We start from the raw sequence: 263 nt of genomic DNA, 5'->3' as shown, positions 1-263 counted from the left end.
GCGCGCGCAAGGCAGCGTCCAGATTCTGCGTGAAGGCAAGCGCCAGGTCGCGGGCATGGAGGCTGAGGAAGTGCTGTTTTCCATCAAGGAAGGTGGGAGCCAGCTATACCGCTTCTACCTTCTGGCGCCGGGCAATCCCGATTCAGTAGCACAGCCGCACACGGAAATCCAGTTGATGCTGGGGGATGCACTGACCGATGCGGATAAGGATGAAGGGGTGAAGCCGGAAGAAGTGTCTTCGCTCGTCGATGAGGCCGGCGCGA

At 60.5% G+C, this 263-nt stretch carries 1 protein-coding gene; it reads left to right on the top strand.

Features of this window, described 5'->3' with window-relative positions; all coding sequences use genetic code 11:
- The coding region (locus CF70_RS09900) for a T6SS immunity protein Tli4 family protein (protein ID WP_255350646.1) at nt 1-263 on the top strand (263 nt) is incomplete at both ends.

Origin of the sequence: Cupriavidus sp. SK-3 (assembly GCF_000611145.1) — a bacterium.
Classification (GTDB): Bacteria; Pseudomonadota; Gammaproteobacteria; order Burkholderiales; family Burkholderiaceae; genus Cupriavidus.
Note: the sequence above shows the minus strand (reverse complement) of the source record. Positions and strands in the feature narration are given on the sequence as shown.